Consider the following 25,155-nt stretch of genomic DNA (forward strand, 5'->3'; position numbering starts at 1 on the left):
CCGGTGCGGGGTTGTGGTCCGGTGCGGGGTCGTGGCCCGGTGTGGTGGCGTCGGACCGTTCGAGGGCGGTGAGCAGGGGGAAGCGCTCGGCGAAGTCGGGGACGAGTTCGGCGAGCGGGGCGGACCGGGCGTGCCACCACTCCTCGTCGGGCACGCCGGTCGCGGTCGCGGCCGCCCGGGCCTCGGCCATCGTCCGGGCGGAGCCCCGGACGAACTGCCACAGGGCGGCGACCACGCCCCGCAGCCGGCGGGCGTCGAGGGCGGTGGCCCCGAGGACGCGCAGCAGGGTCTCCATCGCGCCGAGTTCGGCGGGGCCGAGGACCGGGCGGGCCTGGGAGATCTGGAGCACCCAGGGGTGACGGAGGTAGCAGGCGAGGGTGTCCTCGGCCCAGGCGGTGACGGCGGGCCGCCAGCCGGGGGTGAGGTCGTAGCCGGTGGGCAGCTCGGCGAGGACGCGGTCGTGCATGAGGTCGAGCAGTTCGGCCTTGCCGGGGACGTAGGTGTAGAGCGCCATGGCGGTGCGGCCGAGGTGCTCGCCGACCGCGCGCATGGAGAGCGCGGACATTCCGTCGGCGTCGGCGACGGCGATCCCGGCGGCGACGATGGCCTCCACGCTCAGTCCGGGCTTGGGCCCGCTGCGGCCGGTCCGCGGCGCCTCGGGTGCGCGCCAGAGCAGGGACATCGAACGGCGGGCATCGCCCTGCCCGGCGAAGACGGTCACGAACACAACTCCTTACGGCATAAGGTAACCTCCTTCGAGGCAACTCTTTACGGCATAAGCTATCAGTGCAGCAGGGGAACCGGAGGTCGGCCGTGCGCCTTCCCGTCACATCCGTCCAGGTCACCGAGGTCGAGCGGGTCACTCCGCGGACGGCCCGGATCACCTTCGAGGCCGAGGAGCTCGACCCGGGCGTCGGCGGCTCGCCGGACCAACAGGTCAAGCTCTGCTTCCCCCGGCCCGGCCAGGACGCCCCCGTCCTGCCGGAGCGGAACGACGACGCCATGGGCTGGTACCAGGCCTACCTGGCCATCCCGGAGGCGGAACGGCCGTGGATGCGCAGTCTCACCGTCCGCCGCCGACTCCCCGGCACCCGGCTGCTGGAGATCGACTTCGTGCTGCACGGCGATGCCGGCCCGGCGAGTGCCTGGGCGGAGCGGGCCCGGCCGGGCGACCGCCTGGGCCTGGTCGGCCCCTCCGAGCTGTACGCCCGCCCGGTCCCGCTCGGCTCCGCCGTGGCCGCGGCGGACTGGGTGCTGCTGGCCGGCGACGAGACCGCGCTGCCCGCGATCCACACCCTGCTGGCGGCGCTGCCCGCCGGAACCACGGCGCTGGTGTTCGTCGAGGTCGCGGACCGGGCGGAGGAACAGCCCCTGCCTGCCCCCGACGGGGTGGCCGTGCGGTGGCTGCACCGCGACGGCGCCGCTCCGGGCCGGCCGCTGACCGAGGCCGTCGTCGCCGCCGAACTGCCGGCCGGCACGCCGTTCGCCTGGCTGGCCGGTGAGGCCGCGGCCGTCCGCACGCTCCGGCGCCACCTGGTCGAGGAGCGCGGCGTGCCGAAGGCCTCGATCGAGTTCACCGGCTACTGGCGGCACCGGTTCACCCAGGACGACGCGCCCACGGCCGAGGATCTGGCGGACGCCCGGGAGAAGTCGGCCCAGGCCACGGCCGACTGAGGGCGGGCGCCGGCCCCGGGAGCAGGGGGAGGTTCCCGGGGCGGGTCCGGTGGGCAGGGTGGGAATGGGCGGTCGGGCGCCGGGCGTTCGACCGGATGACGGATCGTCAGACCGGGGAGGGGTCGCATGACCAAGCAGGCGTACGGGCTGATCGCGCACCGGGACGTCGAGGTGAACGGGGTCCGGCTGCACGTCGCCGAGCAGGGGGAGGGGCCGGTGGTGCTGTTGCTGCACGGGTTCCCGGAGAGCTGGTACTCCTGGCGGCACCAGTTCGCCCCGCTGGTCGAGGCCGGGTACCGGGTGGTCGCCGTCGACCAGCGCGGCTACGGCCGCAGTGAGCAGCCCGAGTCGGTGGACGCCTACACGCTGCTCCACCTCGTCGGGGACGTGGTCGGCCTGATCGGGGCGCTCGGCGGCGGGCCGGTGGTGCTGGTCGGGCACGACTGGGGTGCGCCGGTCGCCTGGACCACCGCCACCCTCCGGCCCGACCTGGTGCGCGGGGTGGCCGGGCTCAGCGTCCCGCCGGTGCCGACGCTCGGTCTGCCGCCGCTGGCGCAGGCCCGGGAGCGGTTCGGCGAGGGTTTCTACCAGATCTACTTCCAGCGCCCCGGCGTCGCCGACGCCGAGCTGGCCCGGGACCCGCACGCGACCTTCCGCCGGATCCTCTACAGCGGCTCCGGCGACCGGCCGCGCAGCGAGCAGCCGCGGGCCTGGGTGGTCCCCGAGGGCCAGACCCTGCTGGACGGGCTGCCCGAGCCGGAGAAGCTGCCCGACTGGTTCTCCGAGGCGGACATCGAGGCCTTCGTCGCGGACGTCGCCGGCCTCGGCGAGCGGGCCTTCACCGGCGGTCTGAACTGGTACCGCAACATCGACCGGAACAACGAGCTGCTCGCCGGGCTCCACGGCCGCCCGGTGGAGGTCCCCGCGCTCTACGTGGCGGGCGACCGGGACATGGTCGGCGCCCTGATCCCCGAGGAGGCGATGACCCTGCTGCTCGAACACCTGGCGCCCAAGCTGGTCCGCCGGGTCACCCTCCCGGGGGTGGGGCACTGGACCCAGCAGGAGGCGCCGGCCGAGGTCAACGCCGCTCTGCTGGACTTCCTCGGCCACCTGGACGGCTGAGCGGGCACGGGGAGCCGGGCGGCGGTCAGACCGGGAGCAGCCGGGCGATGAACTCGCCCAACCGGCGGGCGTTGCGGCAGGAGTGCATCTCCACCGCCTCCGCGTAGGCGGGGGCGGCGGAGTCGCCGGTGCCCCAGAGGGCGGGCTGCTCCGGGTTGAGCCAGTAGACCCGGCGGGCCCGGGCGGCGATCCGGTGGAGGGCGGGCAGGTTGGGGTCCCGGTGATTGTTCCGGGCGTCGCCGAGGATCAGCACGCTGGTCCGCGGGCCGACCGCGTCCAGGTGCCGTTCGGCGAACTCGCCGAGCGCGGAGCCGTAGTCGCTGTTGCCGTGGTAGCCCATCACCTTGGCCTCGGTGAGGATCCGCCGGGCCAGCGAGGCCGGGTCGCCGCCGCCCCGGGTGAGCAGGTCCGTCACCTCGGCGGTGCGGTTGACGAAGGCGAACACCCGGACCTTGCTGAACTGGTCGCGCATCGCCTGGACCAGCAGCATGGTGAAGTCGGCGAAGCCCGCGACCGAGCCGGAGACGTCGCAGAGCAGCACCAGCTCCGGGCGGGCGGGGCGGCGCAGCCGGTAGGCCGGGCGCAGCGGGACGCCGCCGGTGGAGAGCGAGCGGCGCAGGGTCCGGCGCAGGTCGATCCGGCCGCGGGCCGCACGGCGCCGGCGGGCGGCCAGCCGGGTGGCCAGCTTCCGGGCCAGCGGGTGGACGGTGCGGCGCAGTTCGGCGAGCTGGTCGCGGCCGGCGGCGAGGAAGTCGATCCGGTCGGGGCTGGGGGCGACGGCGCGCTCGGCGACGCGTTCGGTGCCGCGCACCTCGGCGGCGCGCCGCCGGGCCTCGGTGGCGACCATGGCGCGGAAGCCCTGGATGCGGCGGCGGATCTCGTCGGGGAGGACGCGGTCGGCGAGGTCGGCCCCGGCGGCATCTCCCGCACCGCCGCCCGAGCCCGCGCCCGCGCGCAGGGCCGCGAGGACGCGGGCCAGGAGCGTCTCGGGGGCGAGCCGGCCGAGCGTCTGGTACGCCGACCAGCCGTCCGTCCCCGGGGAGCCCGCGCCGCCGGTGGTGCCGTAGCGGCCGAACACGGCGACCGCCTCGCCCGCCAGCCGGGCCTGGGCGGCCAGGTCGTCGGCGGCGAGCGCGGCGGCCAGCCGCGCCCGGAGGTCCTCGCGCAGCGCGGCGGGGTCCGGGTCGGCGGGGTCCGACGCGGTCCGGGAGCCTTCGGCGATGTCCGGCGCGTCGGGACCGGCGCCCCGGCGGACCGCCTCCGGGTCGCCGACCCCGAGCGGGAAGAACAGGTCGAAGGTCGCGTCGAACACCCCGCGCTGCCCGTCGGTCCGCAGCAGCGCGGCGGCGAGCCCGGCCCGGACCTGCTCGCGCTCGGCGAGGCCGAGGACGTCCAGGACGGCGGCGGCGTCGACCGTCTCGGCCGGTCCGATCCGCAGGCCGTGACCGCGCAGCGTCCGCACGAAACCGGTCAGCCGGGCGGACAGGTCGGCGGGCTCGCCGGAACCGGTCATGCGAGGGTGAGCTTCCGCGCGGCCTTCAGCACGTCGTCCTGGTGCTTGAGGACCACCCCGAGGGTGGCCCGGACGAGCGCCTCGTCGAGCGTGTCGGCGCCGAGCGCGAGCAGGGTGCGGGCCCAGTCGACGGTCTCCGCGACGGAGGGGGCCTTGCGCAGCTCCATCGCCCGCAGCGCGCCGACCACCCGGACCAGCGAATCGGCCAGCGTCGCGTCCAGTCCGGGCACCTTCAGCCGGACGATCCGGCGCTCCAACTCGGCGTCGGGGTAGTCCAGGTGGAGGAAGAGGCAGCGGCGGCGCAGCGCCTCGGAGAGCTCCCGGGTGGCGTTGGAGGTCAGCAGGACGAACGGGCGGCGGCTCGCCGTGATGGTGCCGAGCTCGGGCACGGTGACCTGGAAGTCGCTGAGCACTTCGAGCAGCAGCGCCTCGACCTCGACGTCGGCCTTGTCCATCTCGTCGATGAGCAGCACGGTCGGTTCCTCACCGCGGATGGCGGTGAGCAGCGGCCGGGTGAGCAGGAACTCCTCGCCGAAGATGTCGGTGCGGGCCTGGTCCCAGCCCTCGTCCCGGCCGGCGGTGATCCGCAGCAGCTGCTTGGCGTGGTTCCACTCGTAGAGGGCGCGGGCCTCGTCGATGCCCTCGTAGCACTGGAGCCGGACCAGCCGGGCGCGGCCGATCGCGGCGACGGCCTTGGCGAGTTCGGTCTTGCCGACCCCGGCCGGGCCCTCGACCAGGAGCGGCTTGCCGAGCCGGTCGGCGAGGAAGACGGTGGTGGCCACCTCGGTCGAGGCGAGGTAGCCGACCTCGGCCAGCCGGGCGGCCGTGTCGGCCACCGATTCGAAGAACTCCGTGCCCTCGCCGCCCATGCGTGCCCCACATCCCCGTCGTCCGGTGTCCGTCGCCAGCACCCTACCGGTGGGTCACTTCGCTGTCCCGGCCCGAGGGAGGAAGGGCGCTTCAGGACGGACGGCCGAACGGGCACGCCGGGCGGTGCGCGCCGACCGTCGGTCGTCGCCGCGCACCGCCCGGCTGGTCAACCGGCCCCGCGGAGCGGGTCAGTTGATGTAGATGTGCGGGCTGCCGGCCACCGAGCTGTCGCTCACCGGCCCGTAGGTCGCGCTGAAGTAGCCGGTCGGGAAGCAGGTGCTCGGGCCGGAGACCTTCGGGAACGGCTGGGCGGTGAAGCCGATGGTCTGGCCGACGTTGCTGGTCGTGCCGGCGATGCTGCCGGGCGCGCGGTAGACGCAGGTGATGGTGCCGAGGATGGTCTTCAGCACGACCGTGGTCTGCAGCGGGCCGGCGGCCGTCGGGGCGAGCGTGACCGGGTTGCCGGCCGCGTCGCTGACCGAGTTGGTGTACGGCAGGTTGTTGACGGTGATGCTCTGGACGCCGGTCACGCCGATCACGTTGGCGGTGCAGCTGCCGAAGGTGTGGCTGTTGAGCGACTCGGTGGCCACCCCGGGCGCGGCCGGGTTGCTGGTGACGGTGGCGGAGAAGGAGGAGCTGGCGCACTTGATGCCGCTCGTCCCGGTCGCGCTGGAGTAGAAGGTGGCGTAGCCGCCGGCCACCAGGTCGGCGGTGAGGACGTCGCCGACCGCGACGTCGGGGCCGCCGGGGGCGGTGTGGGTGAGCACGGCCGGTCCGGCGGCCTGGGCGGGGGTGACGGTGCCGGCGGCCAGCACCGCGACGGCGGCGAGGGCTGCGGTTCCGAGGGTACGGCGGATGCGCATGAGGGTGTGCCTCTCTCCGGGCGGAGTCGGGTGGGGGAGCCCGCGCGATCGGTGGTGGGGGTGCGCGCGGCGGCGTGGGCCGCGCCGTGACCGCGACGGGGCGGTGCGGAGAAGGTGGTGCGGGAGTGGATGCCGCGGACTTCGACTCGGCGGGCCCGGCGCCACGGGCCCGCCCCGTAGGGCCGCACGTTCGGCGGCTGCCACCGCCGGGCATGCGTTCGCCATACTGAGCAGTCGGAACGCGTGCGGGTTCCCGGCGGACTCGGCCGCGGATTGGAAACCCGTCAGTGTTGTAAACCGGGCGTCGCGTCAATGTCAATACCGAACACAGGAGTTGGCGATGAAACCGGAGATCGTTCGGAAGCCCGAGGTGGTCCTGCTGCCCGGCGCGCGGACCGGCCGCGACCCGGCCAGATCCATCAAACGGGGCCCGAGCCGGCTGCCCCCGGACGTGGTCGCGGCCACCCAGCGCGAGCGGCTGCTCGACGGGCTGGTGCACACGGTGGCGCAACACGGGTACCAGCACGCCACGGTGAGCGACATCTGTCGCGCGGCGGGAGTGACCAGGCCGGTCTTCTACGAGCTGTTCACCGGCAAGGAGGACGCCTTCCTGGCCGCCCACCGGCACGGCACCGGGGTGGTGATCCGCCGGATGGCGGCGGCCTTCGCGGCGGCGCCGGACTGGTGCACCGGGATCCGCGAGGCGCTGCGGTCGATGCTCGGACTGCTGGCCGGGGTCCCGGCGTTCGCGACCATGGCGGTGATCGAGCTGGACGCGGTCGGCCCGGCCGGCCGTCGCGAGCGCGAGCAACTCCTCACCCGTTTCCGGGGGTTCTTCGCCGAGGTGCCGCAACTCCCGGGCGGGGTGGCGAAGAACGCGATGGTGGACGCGGTGGTCGGCGGCGTCTACAGCACCCTGCAGCGGTGCATCGACGCCGGTCGGACCGCCCAACTCCCGGATCTGCTGCCGACCTTGAGCCTCTTCTGCCTGGCCCCCTTCCTCGGTCCGGCCGAGGCGGCGCGTCGACTGTCGGCGGTCCCGGCACCGGATCCGGCACCGGCCTCGGCCCCGCCGACGGACCAGGACCCGGGCGCGGATCCGGCCCAGGCCTCGGATCCGGCCCAGGCCGACCACCGCCGGGCGGACGATGATCCTTCGTGCACCCGTATTGACCCGCCGAATACCGGGCAGTAGCTTCCCAGTTACCCACTGCGGTCCGACCGTTCCGCCCCGCTGCCGAGGGGCGGAACGCCCGGTCGGGCCGCGCGACGCTGTCCGCGCCAGGACAACGTGCCAGTGCCTGCCCGTCCACCACCCGAGGGAGCACACATGGCCACGTCCGAGGACGCCGCCCCCACCACCGAGAGCGCCGGGAGCACCGAGCCGACCGTCCGGCCCAGAGGCAGGGTCCGGCTGAAGCGCACCGCGCTGATGGCCGTCCCCGCGGTCGCCGTCGGCGCCGTGCTGATGACACTGACGGCACAGGGCGTGCTCGCCGCCCAGTTCGCCATCTCCGGAATGCCGTTCACCGTCACCGCCGACAGCCTGGACGGCGTCGGCTTCGCACAGTTCGGCAGCATGGACCACATGATCGAGAACAGCCCCAACCAAGGGGACACCGGCGGCCAGGTGCTCGTCATGATCTCCGCGATCAAGGACGCCTCGCTCACCAAGCTCTGCCAGAGCGTCGACCTGGGCGGCATCAACCTGCTGATCAGGGCCGGCGACGCGGGCACGCCCGTGACCGCCACCGACCTCACCACCGACTCCGATCTGCTCTCCGGCGACGCGGAGTTCAAGAACATCGAGATCGGCGGCGACGCGAGCACCTACACCAAGGGCGGGGCGAAGGGCCTGCCCGGCGTCTTCGGCCAGCAGGCGGACACCGTCAAGATCCGCAACCTGCGGCAGCACAACTACGCCACCACCGCCGCGGCCTTCAAACTGCCCAACCTGCGGATGAGCTTCAGCTCGGAGGGCTGCTGACGGTGGCCGAGCCCGAACCCGCCACCCCGGCGGCCGCCACCGCTCCCGAGCCCACTGCCACCGCGACCACCCCTGAGGCGGCGCCACCACCCCGGGCGCGCGGCTCCTGGCGGGGGTGGCGGGGCCGGCGGCCGTTCTGGGGCGGCCTGCTGGTGCTGCTGGGCGGGGCGGAGATCCTCTTCACCCTGCGCGCCCCGCTGCCGGTCATCCTGCACATCGGGCCGCAGGGGCTGGCCGGCTACGTCGTCCCGGTGGTCATGACGGTCTGCGGCCTGCTGATCCTGGTCAACCCGGCCCAGCGGCTGTTCTACTCGATCGTCGCCGTCCTGGCCTCGCTGGCCAGCTGGCTCACCTCCAACCTGGGCGGGTTCCTGCTCGGCATGGCGTTCGGCGTGCTCGGCAGCTGCCTCACCTTCGGCTGGCTGCCCGACCAGCCCCCGCGCCGCCGCCGGCTGCGCCGGGGCCGCCCCCGCCCCGAGGCCGCCGACCCGGCGACATCCTGACCCGGCCGCCCGCCGTCCTGCCCCGGCGGCCCGCCGAGCAGTCGGGCCGCCGGGCCGCCGGGCCCCACCGACCGACGCCCCGCCCCCGGTGATGGGAGAGCACCGGGGACGGGGCGTCGTGCACCCGCGGATTCACGGACCGAAGCCCGCGGCCCGCAGACCGCGATCAGATGGTGGCGGTGTCGATGACGAAGCGGTAGCGCACGTCGCTGGCCAGGACGCGGGCGTAGGCCTCGTTGATCCGGTCGGCGGGGATCAGTTCGATCTCGGCGCCGATGCCGTGCTCGGCGCAGAAGTCGAGCATCTCCTGGGTCTCCGGCAGGCCGCCGATCATCGAGCCGGACAGCGAGCGGCGGCCGGTGAGCAGGGCGTGCGCGTTGACCGTGACCGGCTTCTCCGGCGCGCCGACCTGGACGAGCGTGCCGTCGAGGCGCAGCAGGCCGAGGTAGCCGCTGAGGTCCAGGTCGGCCGAGACGGTGTTGACGATCAGGTCGAAGCGGCCCGCCAGCTCGGTGAAGGTGGCCGGGTCGGAGGTGGCGCGGTAGTCGTGGGCGCCGAGCTTCAGGCCGTCCTCGCGCTTGCGCAGCGACTGGCTGAGCACGGTGACCTCGGCCCCCTTGGCCCGGGCGATCTTCACGCCCAGGTGGCCGAGCCCGCCGAGGCCGACGATCGCGACCCGCTTGCCCGGGCCGGCGCCCCAGTGGGTGAGCGGCGAGTACAGCGTGATGCCCGCGCAGAGCAGCGGCGCGGCGACGTCCAGCGGCAGCGCGTCGGGGATGCGCAGCGCGTAGTCCGCGTCGATCACCAGCTGCTTCGCGTACCCGCCGTAGGTCGGCGTGCCGTCCCGCCCGACGGCGTTGTAGGTGAAGACGGGGCCGCCCTCGCTGGTGCAGTACTGCTGGAGGCCGGCCCGGCAGTTGTCGCACTCCCGGCAGGAGTCGACGAAGCAGCCGACCCCGACCCGGTCGCCGACCGACCAGCGGGTGACCCCGGGGCCGACCTCGGCGACCACGCCGGCGATCTCGTGGCCCGGGACCATCGGGAAGATCCCCTGGCCCCAGTCCTCGCCGACCTGGTGGATGTCGGAGTGGCAGATGCCCGCGAACTTGATGTCGATCAGGATGTCGTTCGCGCCCAGCGGGCGGCGCGGGACGGTGCCGCGCTCCAGCGGGGCCTTCGGGGCCGGCGCGGCGTAGACGGCGATGGTGGCGGGGGCGGCGGCGTCGGCGATGTCGGTGGCGTCGGTGGCCGCCCGGGTGGCGGTGGTGGTGAGCGTCGTGTTCGTCATGCCTTCAAGGCTCGGCGCGGCGCCCCCGGCCAACCAGGCCTGTGATCGTCGTACGTTCGCCGTTCCTACCACCGGCAGTATCACCCTGGACCGCCCGCCGGCGCGCCCGGCGGCCGCATACTGCAGACATGGACCAGCGCACCGAGCTCAGCGAATTCCTCCGGTCCCGGCGCGCCCGGCTGCGGCCGGCGGACGTCGGCCTGCCCGACTACGGGGGCCGGCGGCGGGTGCCCGGGCTGCGCCGCGAGGAGCTGGCCCAGCTGGCGGGCGTCAGCACCGCGTACTACGTCCGGCTGGAGCAGGGGCACGGCGAGAACGTCTCGACGGCCGTCCTGGACGCGATCGCCCGCGCGCTGCGGCTGGACTCCGCCGAGCGCGAGCACCTGCGCCGGATCACCAAACCGGCCGCCCGCGGCGCCGGACGGGGCCGCCCGTCCCGTCCGCAGCAGGTCCGGCCGGAGTTCCAGCAGCTGCTGGACGCGATGGAGGGCGTCCCGGCGTACGTGCTCGGGCGGCGGCTCGACGTGATCGCCTGGAACCGGCTCGGCAACGCCCTGATCGGCGACTTCGCCGCGCTGCCGCCGGAGCACCGGAACATGGCCTGGCAGGTCTTCCTCGACCCGGCGGCCCGCGAGCTGTACCGGGACTGGGAGGGCAAGGCGACCGACCTCGTCGGCATCCTCCGCCTCGACGCCGGGCGCGACCCCGACGATCCCCGGCTGGCCTCGCTGATCGGTGAACTCTCCCTCAAGAGCGAGGAGTTCCGCCGCCTGTGGGCCGCCCACGACGTCAAGGACAAGGGCCACGGCGTCAAGGAGCTGCACCACCCGGTGGTCGGGCGGCTCACCCTCCGCTACGAGACGCTGCGCCCGGCGGGCGACCCGGACCAGGTGCTGGTGACGTACCACGCCGCCCCGGGCTCGGTCTCCGCCGAGTCGCTCCGGCTGCTGGCCAGCTGGACCGCCACCGGGCCGACGGGCCCGGACCCCGCACCCGGGCTCGCCCCCGAGGCCGCGCCGGTGGCCGAAACCCCTACGGGCCGGGAGTCCTCTTCGCGCCGCCCGCAGTAGTCCGGTGGTCCCGGCCGACCCGGGACCACCGGCCCTTCCCCGGGCCTCCCGCGCGGCCGTTTACTGGACCAGTCGCCGGTGCGGGCCGCCCCCTGCCCGAAACCGGCCCGGATGCCCGATCGAAGGTGAACAACCGCTTTCCGGACGGTATCTGACGGATGGTTAGGCTGCGGTCCATGGAGCTCACCAGCAACACCGCCGAGTACGACCGGTTGATCGCGCGCCACCACGCCATGCGCCTCCGCCGGCAGATCCTCGCGCCGGCGCCGTCCTTCCCCGACCCGTCCGCCGCGCCCCGTACCGCCCCGGTCCCGGTCGGCGGCGCGCTCGGCACCGGCGGCGCCGGGGACTACGACGGCGCGGCCGACCAGCGGCTGATCCTGCGCAGCCTCGGCCTGGTGACCCCGTTCGCCGACCTCATCGACCACCTGTACGCGTTCATGTTCCGCCGCCGCCCCTATCTGCGCTCCCTCTTCCCGGAGTCGATGGAGTTCCAGCAGGCCCACCTGGAGCGGATGTTCGACTACCTGATCGAGCACCTCCACGACCCCGGCCGGCTCGCCGCCACGCTCGCCCAACTCGGCCGCGACCACCGGAAGCTGGGGGTGCGCCCGGTCCACTACGAGGCCTTCGAGGAGGCGCTCCGCGAGGCGATCCGGCACCGGGCCGGCTCCGGGTGGAGCACCGACCTGGAGGACGCCTGGGTGCGGATGCTGCGGTTCGCGGTCCGCTCGATGGTGGCCGGCGCCGAGTCGGCGCTCACCGAACCCCCGTACTGGCAGGCCGTGGTGGTCGGCCACGAGCGCCGCCGCCCCGACCTCGCGGTGCTGCGGGTCCGCACCGGCGAGCCGTACCCGTACCGGGCCGGGCAGTACGGCACCGTCGAACACCCGCTGCTGCCGCACACCTGGCGGCAGTACTCGATGGGCTGCGCGCCGCGCGCCGACAACGAGTTGGAGTTCCACGTCCGCCGGACCGGGCCGGGCGGGGTGAGCGAGGCGCTGGTCGGCCGCACGGCCGTCGGCGACCGGCTGCGGCTCGGCCCGCCGCGCGGCTCGCTGATGCCGGAGGACGACACCCGGGACCTGCTGCTGGTGGCCGGCGGCACCGGGCTGGCGCCGATGAAGGCCATCGTCGAGGAGCTCGTGGAGCACCGCCCGCGCGGCCGCCGGGTCCACCTCTTCGTCGGCGCCCGGGCCCGGGCCGACCTCTACGACTGGCCGGCCCTCGCCGAACTCGGCGGCCGCAAGCCCTGGTTGGAGCTGATCCCGGTGGCCGACGACGCCGCGCCGGGCGGTGCCGGACCGGGCGGACCGGGTGGGCCGGGCGGCCGGCTGGCCGAGGCGGTCAGCCGGGCCGGCGACTGGTCCCAGCACCTGGCCTGCGTCAGCGGCCCGGCCGGCCTGGTGGACGAGGTCCGCACCCGGCTGGTCGCCGGTGGCCTGCCGTCCGGCCGGATCCACCACGACCCGGTCCTCGGCCGGATCCACCGCGGCCCCGCGCTCGGCCCGGTCCACCGCGGTCCGGTCCTCGGCCGGATCTGACCGGACGGCCCGGTCGGCGACCGGTCAGGGCAACCAGCCGCTACCGGTAGCAGTACGAGTCCGAGGAGGCGTCCCCGCCCGCCAGGTGCGTCTGGTGCACCCGCAGCCCCCGGAACTCCTCGCCGTGCGGGAAGAACCGCGGGTCCACGGTCAGCCCGCCGGCCTCCGGGTCGGCGTCCAGCTTGACGATCCACGGCTCGATGCCGTCGGGGTAGAACTGGTCGTCCCACGAGCCGTACAGCGAGTTGGTGAGGTAGAGCCGCCGGCCGTCCCGGCTGATCTCGACCATCTGCGGCGCGCCGCTCAGCGGACGGCCCGGCTCGGACGGGTGCGGGGTGCGGGCCGCCACGCCGCCGAGCCGCACCGAGGCGGTCTTGCGCGGGTGGAACGGGTCCGACACGTCGAACTGGAACAGCTCGCCGGTGCCCCAGGCCGACACGTACAGCCACCGGTCGTCCACCGACAGGTTGATGTCGGTGATCAGCGGCGGCACGGCGCCGAACGGCTGGAGGGCCGGCGGGAGGTCCTCGGACTTCGCCTCCTCGGCGGGTATCTCGATCACCTTGCGCGCGGTGAACGCCTCGCCCTCGCGGTACCAGAGCCAGACCGAGGCCGAGAGGTCCTCCACATTGGCGACCACGCCGGCGAACCCCCACTCCGCCTGCGGGTCGTGCGCCGGGCGCAGCTCCAGCACCATCTGGTACTGGTCGCCGAGGTCGATCCGCTGCAGGTGCCGCCCCGAGTCCAGCTCCCAGAAGTGCAGCGCGTGCCCGTACTTGCGGCCGAGCAGCAGCTCCGGCACCACGCCGTCCTCGACCATCCACGGCGTGCCCCACTCGCTGGTGACGCCGACGTTGGTCCCCAGGTGCCACCACACGTCGTAGGCGAAGTGCTGCGGGCCGCGCTCGGTCTCCCAGGGGCGCAGCACGTCGAAGGTGGTGTGGTCGAGCAGCGCCACCCCGCCCGGGCCGTCCCCGCCCTCGGCCGCGCCGAGGCAGGAGAGGAACACCCCGTCGGGCCCGCAGTGCAGGGTGTGCGGCCGCGAGTAGCCGGCCCGCGCCGCCAGTTCCTCCGCCGCCACGGTCTTCACCAGTCTGGGCCGCACCGGATCGGGGCGGGTGTCCAGGACGTGCAGCCGGGACGACCGCAGGCCGGGCAGCAGCAGGAAGCGCCGTTCGGGGTTGTCGTGGCAGGCGTGCTGGAGCGCGCTGGAGCAGGCGTTCCAGCCGAAGTGGTGCAGCTCGTCGCCGACCCCCGGCATGTCGGTGAAGTTGAGCACGCGCCCGTAGCTCGGCGAGGCCGGGTCGGTGTCGACGGTGATCAGCGCGTCCGGCCGCTGGGCCGAGCGGTCGAAGCCCGCGACGTAGGCGAGCTTCTCCGGCGGGGCGGCGATCGCCTCGGCGGGGGTGCGGTACAGGGAGGGGTCGCTGTGTCCGTCCGGCTGATGTCCGTCCTGCTGCTCGTGCTGGGGGCCGTGTCCATGCGGCATGCTGGCTCCTCAACTCGCCTGGTCGGCAAGGGAAGTGACAGGGGCCCGGGTAGCCTTCCACAGAGTCGTGGGCGCACAGCAGGCGCACGTAGGAGCGAGCGGGGGGCGGGCGGCGCACCCGGCCGGCCCGCCCCCGGACCTGCTGTCGTGCCGGCGTCCCGGCGTCCCCGGCTCAGTGCACGGCGAGCGGGAAGTAGGCGCCGAGCCAGCGGTCGAGTTCGGCGAACACCTGGCCGCGGGCGGTCTCCCCGGAGAGCACGAGGTCGTGCATGCCGCCCTTGATCCGGACGATGGTGACGTGACGGCCCAGGTGGGGGCCGGCGGCGGCGATGTCGTCGGCGCGCAGCACGGCGTCGGCGTGGTGCAGGGCGTTGTGCCAGCGGGTGGTGGAGATCGAGGCGGTGGAGGCCATCAGCAGGACCGGCACGTCGATGCCGAGGCCGCGCCGGACCTCGCGGTGGCCGCGCTGGATGGCGGCCAGCCACCCGGCGAACAGCGGCACGCCCTCGGCCGGCTTGAGCCGCAGGTCGAACTCCCATTCGCCGCGGAAGTCCTGGTGGATGCTGTGCACGTAGTGCGGGTTGAGGGCGGAGGGCAGCACCCGGGTGGGGGCGAAGCGGCCGAGCGCCTCCAGCGCCGGGGCGCCCAGCGTGCGGACGGCGGGGGCGGTCGGCATGGAGAGGAACGGGCTGTTCAGGAAGAGGCCGTCGACCAGACCCCGCCCGGCCCGGCGGCCCGCCCACAGGGCGGCGATCAGCCCACCGGTGGAGTGGCCGTTGACCAGCAGCCGGCCGTGGCCGTCCTGCTCCCGGATGACGCGGACCGCCTCGTCCAGCTCCTCGTCGTAGGCGGCGAGGTCGCGGACGAAGTTCGGCGAGTGGTGCGGGCGCAGCGAGCGGCCGTACTTGCGCAGGTCGAGGGCGTAGAAGGAGAACCCGGCGGCGACGTAGTGGTCGGCGAGGTGGGTCTGGAACCAGTAGTCGTTGTAGCCGTGGATGTAGAGGACGGCCTGCTCCGAACCGGGGACCAGCCGGCGGACCAGGGTGGCGGAGACCTCGCCCTCCTCGTCCGGACGGAGCGGCAGCTCGGCCGCCTCGTAGGGGGCACCCAGGATGTCTTCGCGGAACTCCATGGCCTCTCGCACCCATCTCTGCTCGGAATCGCGGAATGTCGGAATGTCGGAATGACGACGTGCGGACCCGGACCTCGTCGGGCCCCGGACGCACCGACCATACCGGCCGGTAGCCTCGGGCGTGACGGCGACTCGGGCGGGGCGCCTATGCTGCCGACATGCCCGAGATGCCCGACCCGCCCACCCCCCGACCGCAGGACCCGCCCGTCGGACCCCCGGATCCGCCGGACGAGCCGCTGCCGGTGGTGCGGCGCACCGACCTCGGACAGGCCAAGCTGCTCCCGGACATCGACCACGACGGCGGCTGGCTGCTCACCCTGGACGACACCCCGCAGTCCTACGTCGACCTCGGCGACCCGACCCACCTGGAGTTCGAGTACACCCGCCGGATCGGCCACCTGGTCGACGCCCTCGCCCCGGCGGGCCGCCCGCTGGACGCCCTCCACCTCGGCGGCGGCGCGCTCACCGTGCCCCGCTACCTGGCCGCCACCCGCCCCGGCTCGCGCCAGCGCGTGGTGGAGGTGGACGGTCCGCTGCTGGCCCTGGTCGAGGAGCACCTCCCGTGGCAGGGGCCAGGCGTGGACGTCACGGCGGTGGTCGGCGACGCCCGGGCGGCCCTCGCGTGCGTCGCGCCCGGCTCGCTGGACCTGGTCGTCGCGGACGTCTTCCACGGCTCGCGGACGCCCGCCCACCTCACCTCGGTGGAGTTCCTGCGGCTGGCCGCGGCCGCGCTGCGCCCCGGCGGCTGCTACGCGGCGAACCTCGCCGACGGCCCGCCGCTGGCCTTCGCCCGCGCCCTGGCGGCGACGCTGCGCGCCGTCTTCCCGGAGGCCTGCCTGATCGCCGAGCCGCCGGTGCTGCGCGGGCGGCGGTACGGCAACATCCTGCTGGTGGGTTCGGACGCGCCGCTGCCGGTGGCCGACCTGAGCCGGCGGCTGGCCGGCGACGTCTTCCCGGCCCGGCTGACCGACGGCGCCGACCTCGCGGCGTTCGCCGCCCGCACCGCGCCGGTGACCGACGCCACCGCCGCCGACTCCCCGCCGCCGCCGGACGGGGCGTTCAGCGTCGGCTGACCCGGCGCCCGGGCGCGCGTCGGGCGCGCCGCGGGCGCGAGCGGGCGGGGTCGGCGCGCCGCCGCGCCGCGCGCCCCGTTCGCGCCCCCGGCGGTGTCAGAATCGGCGGGTCCGTGCAGGGGAGCGGCAGGTCGGTGCCGGACCGGACGAGGCCACGGCGGGCCCGGCGCACGAGGAGGCGCGCGCGAGCGGTCGCGCGCGGCAGCGAAGGAGCGAGCGAGTGATGAGCAGCGTGGAGCGGCCGGAGCTGTCGGCGGTGCCCGAGACGGCCCTGTGGACGCTCTGGCACCGGGCCGTCGAAGCCCGCCGGCCGGACACCGTGCTGCCCGACCCCAAGGCCGTCGAGCTGGTCGGGCGGATCGACTTCCCCTTCGACGAGCGGTTCGGCAGCGCGGCGCTGGTGTCCCAGCTCCAGGGGCTGCGGGCGGGCTGCTTCGACCGCGAGGTGTCCGACTTCCTCGCCCGCCACCCGCGCGGCACCGTGGTCGGCCTCGGCGAGGGCCTGGAGACCCAGGCCTGGCGGGTGGACAACGGCCGCGCGCACTGGCTCTCGGTCGACCTCCCCGAGACGGCGGCGCTGCGCGAGCGCCTGCTGCCACCCGACGAGCGGCACCGCATCGTGGCCGGCTCGGCCACCGACCCGGGCTGGATGGACGCGGTGGACCCGGCCGCCGCCGCCCAGGGCGTGCTGATCAGCGCCCAGGGCCTGCTGATGTACCTGCGCCCGACCGAGGTGCGGGAGCTGATCGCGGCCTGCGCGGACCGGTTCCCCGGGGCCACCTTCGTGCTGGACGCGGTGCCGCGCTGGTTCAGCGCCCGTGCGGTCCAGGGCAAGCTGCGCGACCGCCACTACCAGGCGCCGCCGATGCCGTTCGGGATGAACGCGGACGAGCGCGACAAGCTGGCCACCGCTCACCCGGCGGTCACCGACATCCGCGAGGTCTACCCCGAGGGCGGCCGCGGGCTCCTCCGCACCCTGCTGCCGCTGGCGGCGTGCGTCAAGGCGCGCCCGTCGGTGGTGGCGCTGCGCTTCACGGGGCCGACCGGCTGACCGGCCGGCACCCACCGCGGGCCGACGGGTCGGGCCCGCCCGCGACGATCACGCCCGCGCCGGAACCACCGGACGGCTCCGCACGTCGTAACCAGGGGTGATCGGCCGGGGGGACAGGCCGCCCGGCACGTTAGGCTGCCCTCTCGGGGAGCGGCCTGGTGCCGCCATTCGGACGACTGTCGAGACCGGCGCGCGGGCTGCGGGAAACCAGACCGGGCCTGCCGCGGGTCTCGTCCTGCCACGGAGGTACTGGCCTTGCTGCACATCGACGCCTGGATCGAGGGCGTGCCACCGGGCGCGGTGTACGCCCTGGTCGCGCTGATCATCGGACTGGAGTCCCTGGGTATCCCGCTCCCCGGTGAGATCGCCCTGGTGTCGGCCGCCCTGCTGTCCGCGCGCGGCGTGGTCAGCCCGGTCTGGGTGGCGGTCTGCGCGATCCTCGGCGCGATCATCGGTGACTCGGTCGGCTACTCGATCGGCCGCCGGGGCGGCAAGCCGCTGTTCGAGAAGCTCGGGCGGAAGTTCCCCAAGCACTTCGGGCCGAGCCACCTGGCCACCGCCGAGCGCTCCTTCCAGAAGTGGGGCATGTGGGCGGTCTTCTTCGGCCGCTTCATCGCCCTGCTGCGCATCTTCGCCGGCCCGCTCGCCGGCGCCCTGAAGATGCCGTACTGGAAGTTCCTGATCGCCAACGTCCTCGGCGGCATCGTCTGGGCCGGCGGGACCACGCTGCTGGTCTACCAGGTCGGCAAGGTCGCCGAGAAGTGGCTCTCCAAGTTCTCCTGGGTCGGTCTGCTGCTGGCGATCGTCATCGGCGTCTTCTCGGCCTGGCTGATGAAGCGCCGGGCCGCCAAGGCCGCCGCCGCCCAGGAGGCGGAGGACGCCGCCGCGGCCGCCACGCCGGTGACCGCGCCCGCCGCCGACTGACCGGCCGGGCCACCACGCCACCCGCGCCGCCGCCCGGACACCGCTCCGGGCGGCGGCGTCGCAATGACGAACCGATGACGACGAAGAAGAAGTAGGGACAGCATGCGGATCGGACTCCTGGGCACCGGCCCCTGGGCGGAGCGGGTGCACGCGCCCGTCCTGGCGGAGCACCCCGACTTCGAGTTCGCGGGCGTCTGGGCCCGCCGCCCCGAGGCGGCCGCCGCGCTCGGCGAGCGGCACGGCGTCCCCGGCTTCGCCGACCTCGACCGGCTGCTCGCCGAGGTCGACGCGGTCTCCATCGCGCTGCCGCCGACCGTCCAGGCCGACCTCGCGGTGCGCGCCGCCGAGGCCGGCTGCCACCTGCTGCTCGACAAGCCGGTCGCGCTGACCGTCCCCGACGCCCGCCGGGTGGTCGAGGCGACCGAGGCGCACGGCGTGGCCTCGGTGGTCTTCTTCACCGTCCGCTTCGGCGGCGACCAGATCCCGTGGATCGAGCGGCAGGCGGCGGTCGGCGGCTGGTTCACCGGCCGCTCGGACTGGCTCGGCTCGGTCTTCGCCCCCGACTCCACCAGCCCGTACGCGGCCTCGCCGTGGCGCAAGGAGAAGGGCGCGCTCTGGGACGTCGGCCCGCACGCCCTCTCCGTCCTGCTCCCGGTCCTCGGCGACGCCACCTCCGTCACCGCCGTGCCGGGCCCGCTGGACACCGTCCACCTCGTGCTGCGCCACGTCGGCGGCGCGTCCAGCACCCTCGCGCTCAGCCTCACCGCCCCGGTCGCCGGCGGCGGCACCGGCATGGAGCTGCGCGGCGAGAGCGGCACCGTCCACCTGCCCGAGCGCGGCGAGGGACCGATCGCCGCCCTCCACCGCGCCCTGGACGCGCTCGGCACCGCCGCCCGCACCGGCGAGTCCCACCCCTGCTCGGCCGCCTTCGGCCTGCGCACGGTCGAGATCCTCGCCGCCGCCGAACGCTCCCTGGCGGCCGGCACCACCATCGAGGTCTGACACCCGGCGCCGGGCCCCGCCGCCGCAGCGCGAAACCCGGCCGGCCCGGGTTCGGCACCCCACTGGCAGGCCCCGCCGGGCACCGGCCCGGTACCCGCCCGGTCCGGCGCCCGCCCGCCCCCCACGGCCACCCGCCCGGCGGGCCGATCCGGCGTGGAGGGGCGGGAGCCGCGCCCCGCCCGTAGCGTGAGGCGCATGGACATCAAGCTCTCGCAGTGCTTCATCGCCGTCGACGACCACGAGAAGGCGCTCGCCTTCTACCGGGACATCCTCGGCCTGGAGGTGCGCAACGACGTCGGCTACGCGGACATGCGCTGGGTGACCGTCGGCTCGCCCGCGCAGCCCGACGTGGACATCGTGCTGGAGCCGCCGCTGGCGGACCCGAACGCCTCGCCCGCCGACCGGCAGGCCATGGCGGACCTGCTGTCCAGGGGCCTGCTGCGGGCCGTCATCTTCGCGACCGAGGACTGCGACGCGACCTTCGAGCGGATCCGCGCGGCGGGCGGCGTGGTCCTCCAGGAGCCGGTCGACCAGCCGTACGGCGTCCGCGACTGCGCCTTCCGCGACCCGGCCGGCAACATGCTGCGGTTCTCCCAGCCCAGGCGGGGATAGCCGCTACCGCGCCGGCGCCGCGCCACCGCCGGTGCCCGGGCGGCGGTCCGCGGGCCGCGCCGGGGGGACGGACGGGGCGCGGAAGTCGCGCGGGCCGGTCCACAGCGCGGGGACGGCGTCGCTGCGGCGGGCGAGTTCGTAGGCCAGCGCCTCGTAGTTGACCCGCCAGCCGTGGAAGTGCGGCCAGGCCTCGGCGGCGCTCCGCTCGTGCGGGAACCCGGCGGCGGCGATCATCGCGACGGCGGCGTCGAACTCGGTGTAGCCGAGCCGGATCGGGGCCTCCGGCGAGGGGTCGGGGTCGAAGTCGATCCGCAGCGAGCGGCCGATGTCGCGCAGCGCGGTGAACCCGGCCCGCAGCACCAGCCGGGCCTCGGGCGGCGCGGTGCGCGGGCAGACCGCGAGGTGGATCGCGGCGGCGTCCATCACCGCGATCAGGCCGACCACCCAGCTGCGGTTCGGCTGCGGGGAGCGGAAGGAGATCAGCACCGGGTAGTTGGAGTGGCTCTCGCCGAGGTCGGCGGCGAGCCGTTCCCAGTCCCGGTAGAGCTGCGGCAGGGCGTTCTCGGTGTCCACCAGGGACTGCCGGGCGAGCAGTTCGGGGCCCCAGGCGGGTTCGCCGGCCCGGGACTGGAGCAGCGTCACCTCCAGCTCGCGCCGGTTGTAGGCGGAGTAGAGGGTGGGCAGGTAGGCGATCTGCAGGGCGATCACCAGGGGGCCGCTGCCGGCGGCCAGGAAGTCGATCACGGACAGGTGGAGCCGGTCGCCGCTGGCGAAGCCGAGGGTGAAGAGGCTGGAGCCGGCCTCGCGGAAGGAGACCGACCAGTCCAGCTCCGAAGTGCCGTGCAGCAGCAGCATGTAGGCGATCAGCATGGAGCCGAGCCAGACCGCGAGCATGCCGAGCAGCATCAGCGGGGCCAGCCAGGTCTGCACCCGGTCCTGCGCGCGGTAGGTGTCGAACGGGGCGGCCGTCAGTCGCAGCACCGTCCGCAGGGAGCGCCAGAGCCGGTGGACGAGGGCGGAGTACAGGCCGCGCGGGACGACGAGCGTGCGCAGGATGCTGCCGATGGTGAGCAGCAGGAGCAGCGCACCGGCCAGGGTGTGGATCAACCTCATGCCGATCATTGTGACGGGCGGGTGGGATTGACAGGGCGGCGCCGTCGCCTGAATGCTGAGCAAGCGCTTAGTCACCCTGTTCGGCCCGACCGGAGGAGAGTGCCCGTGCCATCGACCCCCAGCGACCCGCCCGGACCGGACCTGACGCGGCTGCGCGCCCACCTCGACGGCGTCCTGCCGGGCACCGTCACCGGTCCGCTGCGCGCCGAACTGATCGAGGGCGGCCGCTCCAACCTCAGCTACCGGCTCACCGACGGCGCCACGGTCTGGGTGCTGCGCCGCCCGCCGCTCGGTCACGTCCTCGCCACCGCGCACGACATGGGCCGCGAGTACCGGGTGCTGAGCGCCCTGCGCGACACCGGCGTGCCCGTCCCCGCCACCGTGCACCTGGCCGCCGACGGCGACGTGCTCGGCGCGCCCTGGTACCTGATGGCGTATGTGCCCGGCACCGTCCACCGGGACGCCGCCGCCCTCGCCGCCCTCGGCGAGGCGCGCGTGCACGCCATCGGCACCGCCCTGGTCGACACCCTCGCCGCCCTGCACCGGATCGACCCGGCCGCCGTCGGACTCGCCGACTTCGGCCGCCCGGACGGCTACCTGGACCGGCAGCTGCGCCGCTGGTCCACCCAACTGGCCGCCTCCCGCAGCCGCGAACTGCCCGGCATCGACCGGCTGCACGAGCTGCTGGTGGCCGGCCGGCCGGACTCCCCGGCACCGGCCCTGGTGCACGGCGACTACCGGCTCGACAACGTGCTGGTCGACGAGCGGGATGCCGTCGCCGCCGTCCTCGACTGGGAGATGTCCACCCTCGGCGACCCGCTGACCGACGTCGGGCTGCTGGTGATGTACACCGAGCTGGCCGGCGTCGGCGGCGGCCTGATCCCCGCCGCCGCCACCGCGCCCGGCTTCCCGCGCAGCGCCGAACTGGTCGCCCGCTACGCCGAGTCCACCGGCCGGGACGCCACCGAACTCGACTGGTACGTGGCCTTCGCCGCGTACAAGCTCGCCGTCGTCGCCGAGGGCATCCACTACCGGTTCCGGCAGGGGAGCACCCTCGGCGCCGGGTTCGAACGGGCCGGCCGGATGGCGCCCGTCCTCATCGAGCACGGCCTCGCCACCCTGAAGGGACACTGACCGATGGACTTCGCCCACGACGCCCGGACCGAGGAACTCCGCGAGCGGCTCACGGAGTTCATGGACCGGCACGTGTACCCCGCCGAGCCGGTGCTGGCCGCGCAGCTCGCCGACCCCGCCCGGCCGGCCTGGACGGTGCCGCCGGTGATCGCCGAACTCCGCGTCGAGGCGCGGAAGTCGGGGCTCTGGAACCTCTTCTTTCCCGGCAAGCACAGCCTGCCGGGAGAGCACGGCGCCGGGCTCAGCAACCTCCAGTACGCGCCGCTCGCCGAGATCACCGGCCGCAGCCCCCAACTCGCCCCGCCCGCCCTCAACTGCGCCGCCCCCGACACCGGGAACATGGAGCTGCTGGCCGAGTTCGGCACCGCCGAACAGCGCGAACGCTGGCTGACGCCGCTGCTCGACGCCGAGATCCGCTCCGCCTTCGCGATGACCGAACCCGCCGTCGCCTCCTCCGACGCCCGCAACATCGCCACCCGGATCGAACGCGACGGCGACGCGTACGTGGTCAACGGGCGCAAGTGGTACATCAGCGGCGCGATGAACCCGGACTGCCGGCTGCTCATCGTGATGGGCAAGACCGACCCGGACGCCGAACCGCACCGGCAGCAGAGCATGCTCCTGGTACCCCGCGACACCCCCGGTGTCACCGTCCGGCGCGGGATGACCGTCTTCGGCTACGACGACGCCGACCACGGCGGCCACGCCGAGATCGACTTCATCGACGTCCGGGTGCCCGTCGGCAACCTGATCGGCGCGGAGGGCGCCGGTTTCGCCATCGCCCAGGCCCGGCTCGGCCCGGGCCGGATCCACCACTGCATGCGCGCCATCGGCGGCGCCGAGCGCGCCCTGGAGCTGATGTGCCGCCGCACCCTCGACCGGGTGGCCTTCGGCGGGCCGCTCGCCGACCAGGGCGTGATCCAGGAGTGGATCGCCGAATCCCGGGTCCGGATCGAGCAGTTGAGGCTGCTGGCGCTGAAGACCGCCTGGCTGATGGACACCGTCGGCAACCGCGGCGCGCACACCGAGATCCAGGCCATCAAGATCGCCACCCCGCGCACCGTCGAGTGGATCCTGGACAAGGCCGTCCAGGCGCACGGCGCGGCCGGGGTCAGCCAGGACACCCCGCTCGCCCAGCTCTGGGCCTACAACCGCACCATCCGGCTGGCCGACGGCCCGGACGAGGTGCACAAGCGCTCGCTGGCCCGCCGCGAACTGCGCCGCTACCGCTGACGCACCCTGCCTGCCGTCCGGGTCATACCCGGGTACTACTCCGCGGGTTGGCTCCCCGGTATGACGTCCACGCACCACCCCGGCCCGTACTGTCGCCGTACGGGCCGGCCGGTCGGCGGCGGGCAGCGGAGAACGGGGAGTCGGGGAGTCATGGGCGAGCGGATCCACGGGCGGCGGGGCGTACGGACGGGGGCCGCGGTGGCGCTGGCGGCAGCGGTCGTCCTGGGCACGGTGGCGACGGCGGCCCCCGCGACCGCCGCGCCCGCCGGCGCCGTGGAAACCGTCGCCGAACGGCAGACCCAGGCCGGACTGCCGCGGCCCACCGGCCCCTACCCGGTCGGCACCACCGCGCTGCGGCTGGTCGACGCCGGCCGCGCGGACCCCTGGCAGCCCGGCCGCGCCCGAGAGCTGATGATCAGCCTCTGGTACCCGGCCACCCGCCCCGCCCACGGCGACGACCGCGCCCGCTACATGGAGCCGGCCGCGGCCGCGCACTTCGGCGGCCCGGACGGCGCCGGCGTCTTCAACTACCGGGTGGAGCCCGGCCGCACCGACTGGTCCGGGATCCGCACCCACGCCCGCCGGGACGCCCCCGCGCTGCCCGCCGCCGGACCACGCCCGGTGGTGCTCTACTCCGCCGGGCTCGGCGACCCCCGCACCTGGGGCACCGGCCTGGTCGAGGACCTCGCCTCGCGCGGCTACGTCGTGGTCACCGTCGACCACCCCTCCGACGCCTCCGAGGTGGTGTTCCCGGACGGCCGCACCGTCACCTCGGTGCTCCCCGGCCTGGCCGGCCAGCCCGGCCTGGACATCGGCGCGCTGCTCCGCAAGGCGATGGACGTCCGGGTGGCCGACACCCGCTTCGTCCTCGACGAGCTCGGCGTGCTGCGCACCGACGGCCGGCTCCCGGCGGCCCTCGCGCGCTCCCTCGACCTGACCCGGATCGGCATGGTCGGCCACTCCGCCGGCGGCTTCACCGCCGCCCAGACCATGCACGACGACCCGCGGATCAAGGCCGGCGTCAACCTGGACGGCCAGCTGCACTTCCCCGGCCCGGACGGCACCGGCGTGCACCTGAGCAGCGTCGCCGAGGACGGCCTGGACCGCCCGTTCCTGCTGATGGGCAGCCAGAGCGAGGACTCCGGCGACTACCACGCCCAGCCCGGCTGGGCCGCGTTCTGGCAGCACAGCCGCGGCTGGAAGGCCGACCTCACGCTGACCGGCTCCCGGCACGGCTCGTACACCGACGCGCAGTCCCTGCTGCCGAAACTCGCCCGCCAGGGCGCCGTGTCGGCGGACGCGGTGCGCGGCGACGTCGGCGAGATCGCGCCGGACCGGGCGGTGCTCGCCACCCGCGCGTACGTCGGCTCCTTCCTCGACCGCTGGCTGCGCGGCCACGACGACCACCTGCTGGACGGTCCCTCGGCGCGCTTCCCGGAGGTGCGCTTCGCCGAGTGAGCCGTTGCGTCGCGGGTGGGTCAGCGGATCTCGGACCCCGGGTTGGCGTCGTCCCAGCTCCGCCGCGAGTCGACGATGGCGTCGTGGTGGTCGTAGGACCAGTCGGCCATCGCCCGGACCAGGTGGGTCAGGCTGTGGCCGAGCGGCGTCAGCTCGTAGTCCACCTGCGGCGGGATGGTCGGGTGGACGGTGCGCGACACCAGGCCGTCCCGCTCCAGACGGCGGACGGTGAGGGTCAGCATCCGCTGCGAGATCCCCGGGACGGCGCGCTGGAGCTCGCGGAACCGCCGTACCCCCTGGGCGAGTTCGACCACCACCAGGACGGTCCACTTGTCGCCGAGTCGGGACAGCAGGTCGCGGATGCCGCAGTCCACGCCGTCCTCGCACCAGACCACCGGGCGGGGGTCGGCGTCCGGGGTGGTTACCGCGGTGTGCCCCACTGACATCGAAGTGCCTCCTTACGTCGAACGCCCAGGTTATCCAGGATGGTCGGCGGGCCG

The 25,155-nt window shown here is 74.8% G+C and carries 24 protein-coding genes; 15 read left to right on the forward strand and 9 right to left on the reverse strand.

Going from position 1 to position 25,155, the window contains the following annotated elements:
• On the reverse strand, window positions 1-721 hold a 721-nt coding region (locus AB0N76_RS26945; protein ID WP_363561223.1), incomplete at its 3' end, for a TetR/AcrR family transcriptional regulator C-terminal domain-containing protein.
• A 92-nt stretch (window positions 722-813) separates the two neighbouring features.
• Between AB0N76_RS26945 and AB0N76_RS26950 the strand changes: the two genes are divergently transcribed.
• Both AB0N76_RS26950 and AB0N76_RS26955 read left to right on the forward strand, forming a co-directional pair.
• On the forward strand, window positions 814-1,674 hold the full coding sequence (locus AB0N76_RS26950; RefSeq protein ID WP_363561225.1) for a siderophore-interacting protein: 861 nt from the start codon (window positions 814-816) through the stop codon (window positions 1,672-1,674).
• Between the two features lie 126 nt (window positions 1,675-1,800).
• Window positions 1,801-2,796, forward strand: a complete 996-nt coding sequence (locus AB0N76_RS26955) for an alpha/beta hydrolase (protein WP_363561227.1) — start codon at window positions 1,801-1,803, stop codon at window positions 2,794-2,796.
• Between the two features lie 25 nt (window positions 2,797-2,821).
• Here the strand turns inward: AB0N76_RS26955 and AB0N76_RS26960 are convergent, their stop codons facing one another.
• The 3 genes from AB0N76_RS26960 to AB0N76_RS26970 form a co-directional block, all read right to left on the reverse strand.
• Complete coding sequence (locus tag AB0N76_RS26960) at window positions 2,822-4,309, reverse strand: VWA domain-containing protein (RefSeq protein WP_363561229.1); 1,488 nt, start codon at window positions 4,307-4,309, stop codon at window positions 2,822-2,824.
• On the reverse strand, window positions 4,306-5,178 hold the full coding sequence (locus AB0N76_RS26965; protein WP_363561231.1) for a MoxR family ATPase: 873 nt from the start codon (window positions 5,176-5,178) through the stop codon (window positions 4,306-4,308). The genes AB0N76_RS26960 and AB0N76_RS26965 overlap by 4 nt, the downstream gene beginning before the upstream one ends.
• 189 nt (window positions 5,179-5,367) lie before the next feature.
• Window positions 5,368-6,042, reverse strand: a complete 675-nt coding sequence (locus AB0N76_RS26970) for a Tat pathway signal sequence domain protein (RefSeq protein WP_363561233.1) — start codon at window positions 6,040-6,042, stop codon at window positions 5,368-5,370.
• A 340-nt stretch (window positions 6,043-6,382) separates the two neighbouring features.
• On the opposite strand from AB0N76_RS26970, the gene AB0N76_RS26975 reads away from it, so the two are divergent.
• The 3 genes from AB0N76_RS26975 (at window position 6,383) to AB0N76_RS26985 (ending at window position 8,532) form a co-directional block, all read left to right on the forward strand.
• The gene (locus AB0N76_RS26975) at window positions 6,383-7,237 is read left to right on the forward strand and encodes a TetR/AcrR family transcriptional regulator (protein WP_363561235.1); all 855 of its coding nucleotides are present in this window, start codon (window positions 6,383-6,385) and stop codon (window positions 7,235-7,237) included.
• Between the two features lie 135 nt (window positions 7,238-7,372).
• Complete coding sequence (locus AB0N76_RS26980) at window positions 7,373-8,029, forward strand: DUF6230 family protein (RefSeq protein WP_363561237.1); 657 nt, start codon at window positions 7,373-7,375, stop codon at window positions 8,027-8,029.
• A 2-nt stretch (window positions 8,030-8,031) separates the two neighbouring features.
• Complete coding sequence (locus AB0N76_RS26985) at window positions 8,032-8,532, forward strand: DUF6114 domain-containing protein (protein WP_363561239.1); 501 nt, start codon at window positions 8,032-8,034, stop codon at window positions 8,530-8,532.
• 166 nt (window positions 8,533-8,698) lie between these two features.
• Here the strand turns inward: AB0N76_RS26985 and AB0N76_RS26990 are convergent, their stop codons facing one another.
• Window positions 8,699-9,820 (reverse strand): NAD(P)-dependent alcohol dehydrogenase, encoded by a 1,122-nt coding sequence (locus tag AB0N76_RS26990; RefSeq protein WP_363561241.1) that lies wholly within the window; start codon window positions 9,818-9,820, stop codon window positions 8,699-8,701.
• A 128-nt stretch (window positions 9,821-9,948) separates the two neighbouring features.
• Here AB0N76_RS26990 and AB0N76_RS26995 point away from each other — a divergent pair, with 128 nt between their 5' ends.
• Together AB0N76_RS26995 and AB0N76_RS27000 are read left to right on the forward strand one after the other, a co-directional pair.
• Complete coding sequence (locus AB0N76_RS26995) at window positions 9,949-10,890, forward strand: helix-turn-helix transcriptional regulator (protein WP_363561243.1); 942 nt, start codon at window positions 9,949-9,951, stop codon at window positions 10,888-10,890.
• Window positions 10,891-11,066: 176 nt separating this feature from the next.
• Window positions 11,067-12,434: a globin domain-containing protein gene (locus AB0N76_RS27000; protein ID WP_363561245.1), complete on the forward strand. Its 1,368-nt coding sequence runs from the start codon at window positions 11,067-11,069 to the stop codon at window positions 12,432-12,434.
• A gap of 40 nt (window positions 12,435-12,474) precedes the next feature.
• Here AB0N76_RS27000 and AB0N76_RS27005 read toward each other — a convergent pair whose 3' ends face one another.
• Both AB0N76_RS27005 and AB0N76_RS27010 read right to left on the reverse strand, forming a co-directional pair.
• The gene (locus AB0N76_RS27005) at window positions 12,475-13,923 is read right to left on the reverse strand and encodes a selenium-binding protein SBP56-related protein (protein ID WP_363561247.1); all 1,449 of its coding nucleotides are present in this window, start codon (window positions 13,921-13,923) and stop codon (window positions 12,475-12,477) included.
• A 172-nt stretch (window positions 13,924-14,095) separates the two neighbouring features.
• The gene (locus AB0N76_RS27010) at window positions 14,096-15,055 is read right to left on the reverse strand and encodes an alpha/beta hydrolase (protein WP_363561249.1); all 960 of its coding nucleotides are present in this window, start codon (window positions 15,053-15,055) and stop codon (window positions 14,096-14,098) included.
• Between the two features lie 167 nt (window positions 15,056-15,222).
• Between AB0N76_RS27010 and AB0N76_RS27015 the strand changes: the two genes are divergently transcribed.
• From AB0N76_RS27015 to AB0N76_RS27035, 5 genes are all read left to right on the forward strand, one after another.
• Window positions 15,223-16,128 carry a fused MFS/spermidine synthase gene (locus tag AB0N76_RS27015; RefSeq protein ID WP_363561303.1) on the forward strand — a complete coding sequence of 302 codons (906 nt, stop codon included), beginning with the start codon at window positions 15,223-15,225 and terminating at the stop codon, window positions 16,126-16,128.
• 223 nt (window positions 16,129-16,351) lie between these two features.
• Window positions 16,352-17,179 carry a class I SAM-dependent methyltransferase gene (locus tag AB0N76_RS27020; protein ID WP_363561251.1) on the forward strand — a complete coding sequence of 276 codons (828 nt, stop codon included), beginning with the start codon at window positions 16,352-16,354 and terminating at the stop codon, window positions 17,177-17,179.
• Window positions 17,180-17,437: 258 nt separating this feature from the next.
• A complete protein-coding gene (locus AB0N76_RS27025) occupies window positions 17,438-18,103 on the forward strand; it encodes a DedA family protein (protein ID WP_363561305.1) in 666 nt (221 codons plus the stop codon).
• A gap of 102 nt (window positions 18,104-18,205) precedes the next feature.
• Entirely contained in the window at window positions 18,206-19,105 is a 900-nt protein-coding gene (locus AB0N76_RS27030; protein ID WP_363561253.1) for a Gfo/Idh/MocA family oxidoreductase, read from the forward strand.
• A 195-nt stretch (window positions 19,106-19,300) separates the two neighbouring features.
• Window positions 19,301-19,717: a VOC family protein gene (locus AB0N76_RS27035; RefSeq protein WP_363561255.1), complete on the forward strand. Its 417-nt coding sequence runs from the start codon at window positions 19,301-19,303 to the stop codon at window positions 19,715-19,717.
• A 3-nt stretch (window positions 19,718-19,720) separates the two neighbouring features.
• Here the strand turns inward: AB0N76_RS27035 and AB0N76_RS27040 are convergent, their stop codons facing one another.
• Entirely contained in the window at window positions 19,721-20,830 is a 1,110-nt protein-coding gene (locus AB0N76_RS27040; RefSeq protein WP_363561257.1) for a hypothetical protein, read from the reverse strand.
• Window positions 20,831-20,935: 105 nt separating this feature from the next.
• Between AB0N76_RS27040 and AB0N76_RS27045 the strand changes: the two genes are divergently transcribed.
• From AB0N76_RS27045 to AB0N76_RS27055, 3 genes are all read left to right on the forward strand, one after another.
• A complete protein-coding gene (locus AB0N76_RS27045) occupies window positions 20,936-21,964 on the forward strand; it encodes a phosphotransferase family protein (RefSeq protein ID WP_363561259.1) in 1,029 nt (342 codons plus the stop codon).
• Window positions 21,965-21,967: 3 nt separating this feature from the next.
• On the forward strand, window positions 21,968-23,197 hold the full coding sequence (locus AB0N76_RS27050) for an acyl-CoA dehydrogenase family protein (RefSeq protein WP_363561261.1): 1,230 nt from the start codon (window positions 21,968-21,970) through the stop codon (window positions 23,195-23,197).
• Between the two features lie 150 nt (window positions 23,198-23,347).
• Window positions 23,348-24,655, forward strand: a complete 1,308-nt coding sequence (locus AB0N76_RS27055) for an esterase (RefSeq protein WP_363561263.1) — start codon at window positions 23,348-23,350, stop codon at window positions 24,653-24,655.
• Between the two features lie 20 nt (window positions 24,656-24,675).
• Here AB0N76_RS27055 and AB0N76_RS27060 read toward each other — a convergent pair whose 3' ends face one another.
• Window positions 24,676-25,101 carry a helix-turn-helix domain-containing protein gene (locus AB0N76_RS27060; RefSeq protein WP_363561265.1) on the reverse strand — a complete coding sequence of 142 codons (426 nt, stop codon included), beginning with the start codon at window positions 25,099-25,101 and terminating at the stop codon, window positions 24,676-24,678.
• Between the last annotated feature and the right edge of the window lie 54 nt (window positions 25,102-25,155).

The sequence above is a fragment of the Kitasatospora sp. NPDC093806 genome (genome assembly GCF_040683335.1).
Classification (GTDB): Bacteria; Actinomycetota; Actinomycetes; order Streptomycetales; family Streptomycetaceae; genus Kitasatospora.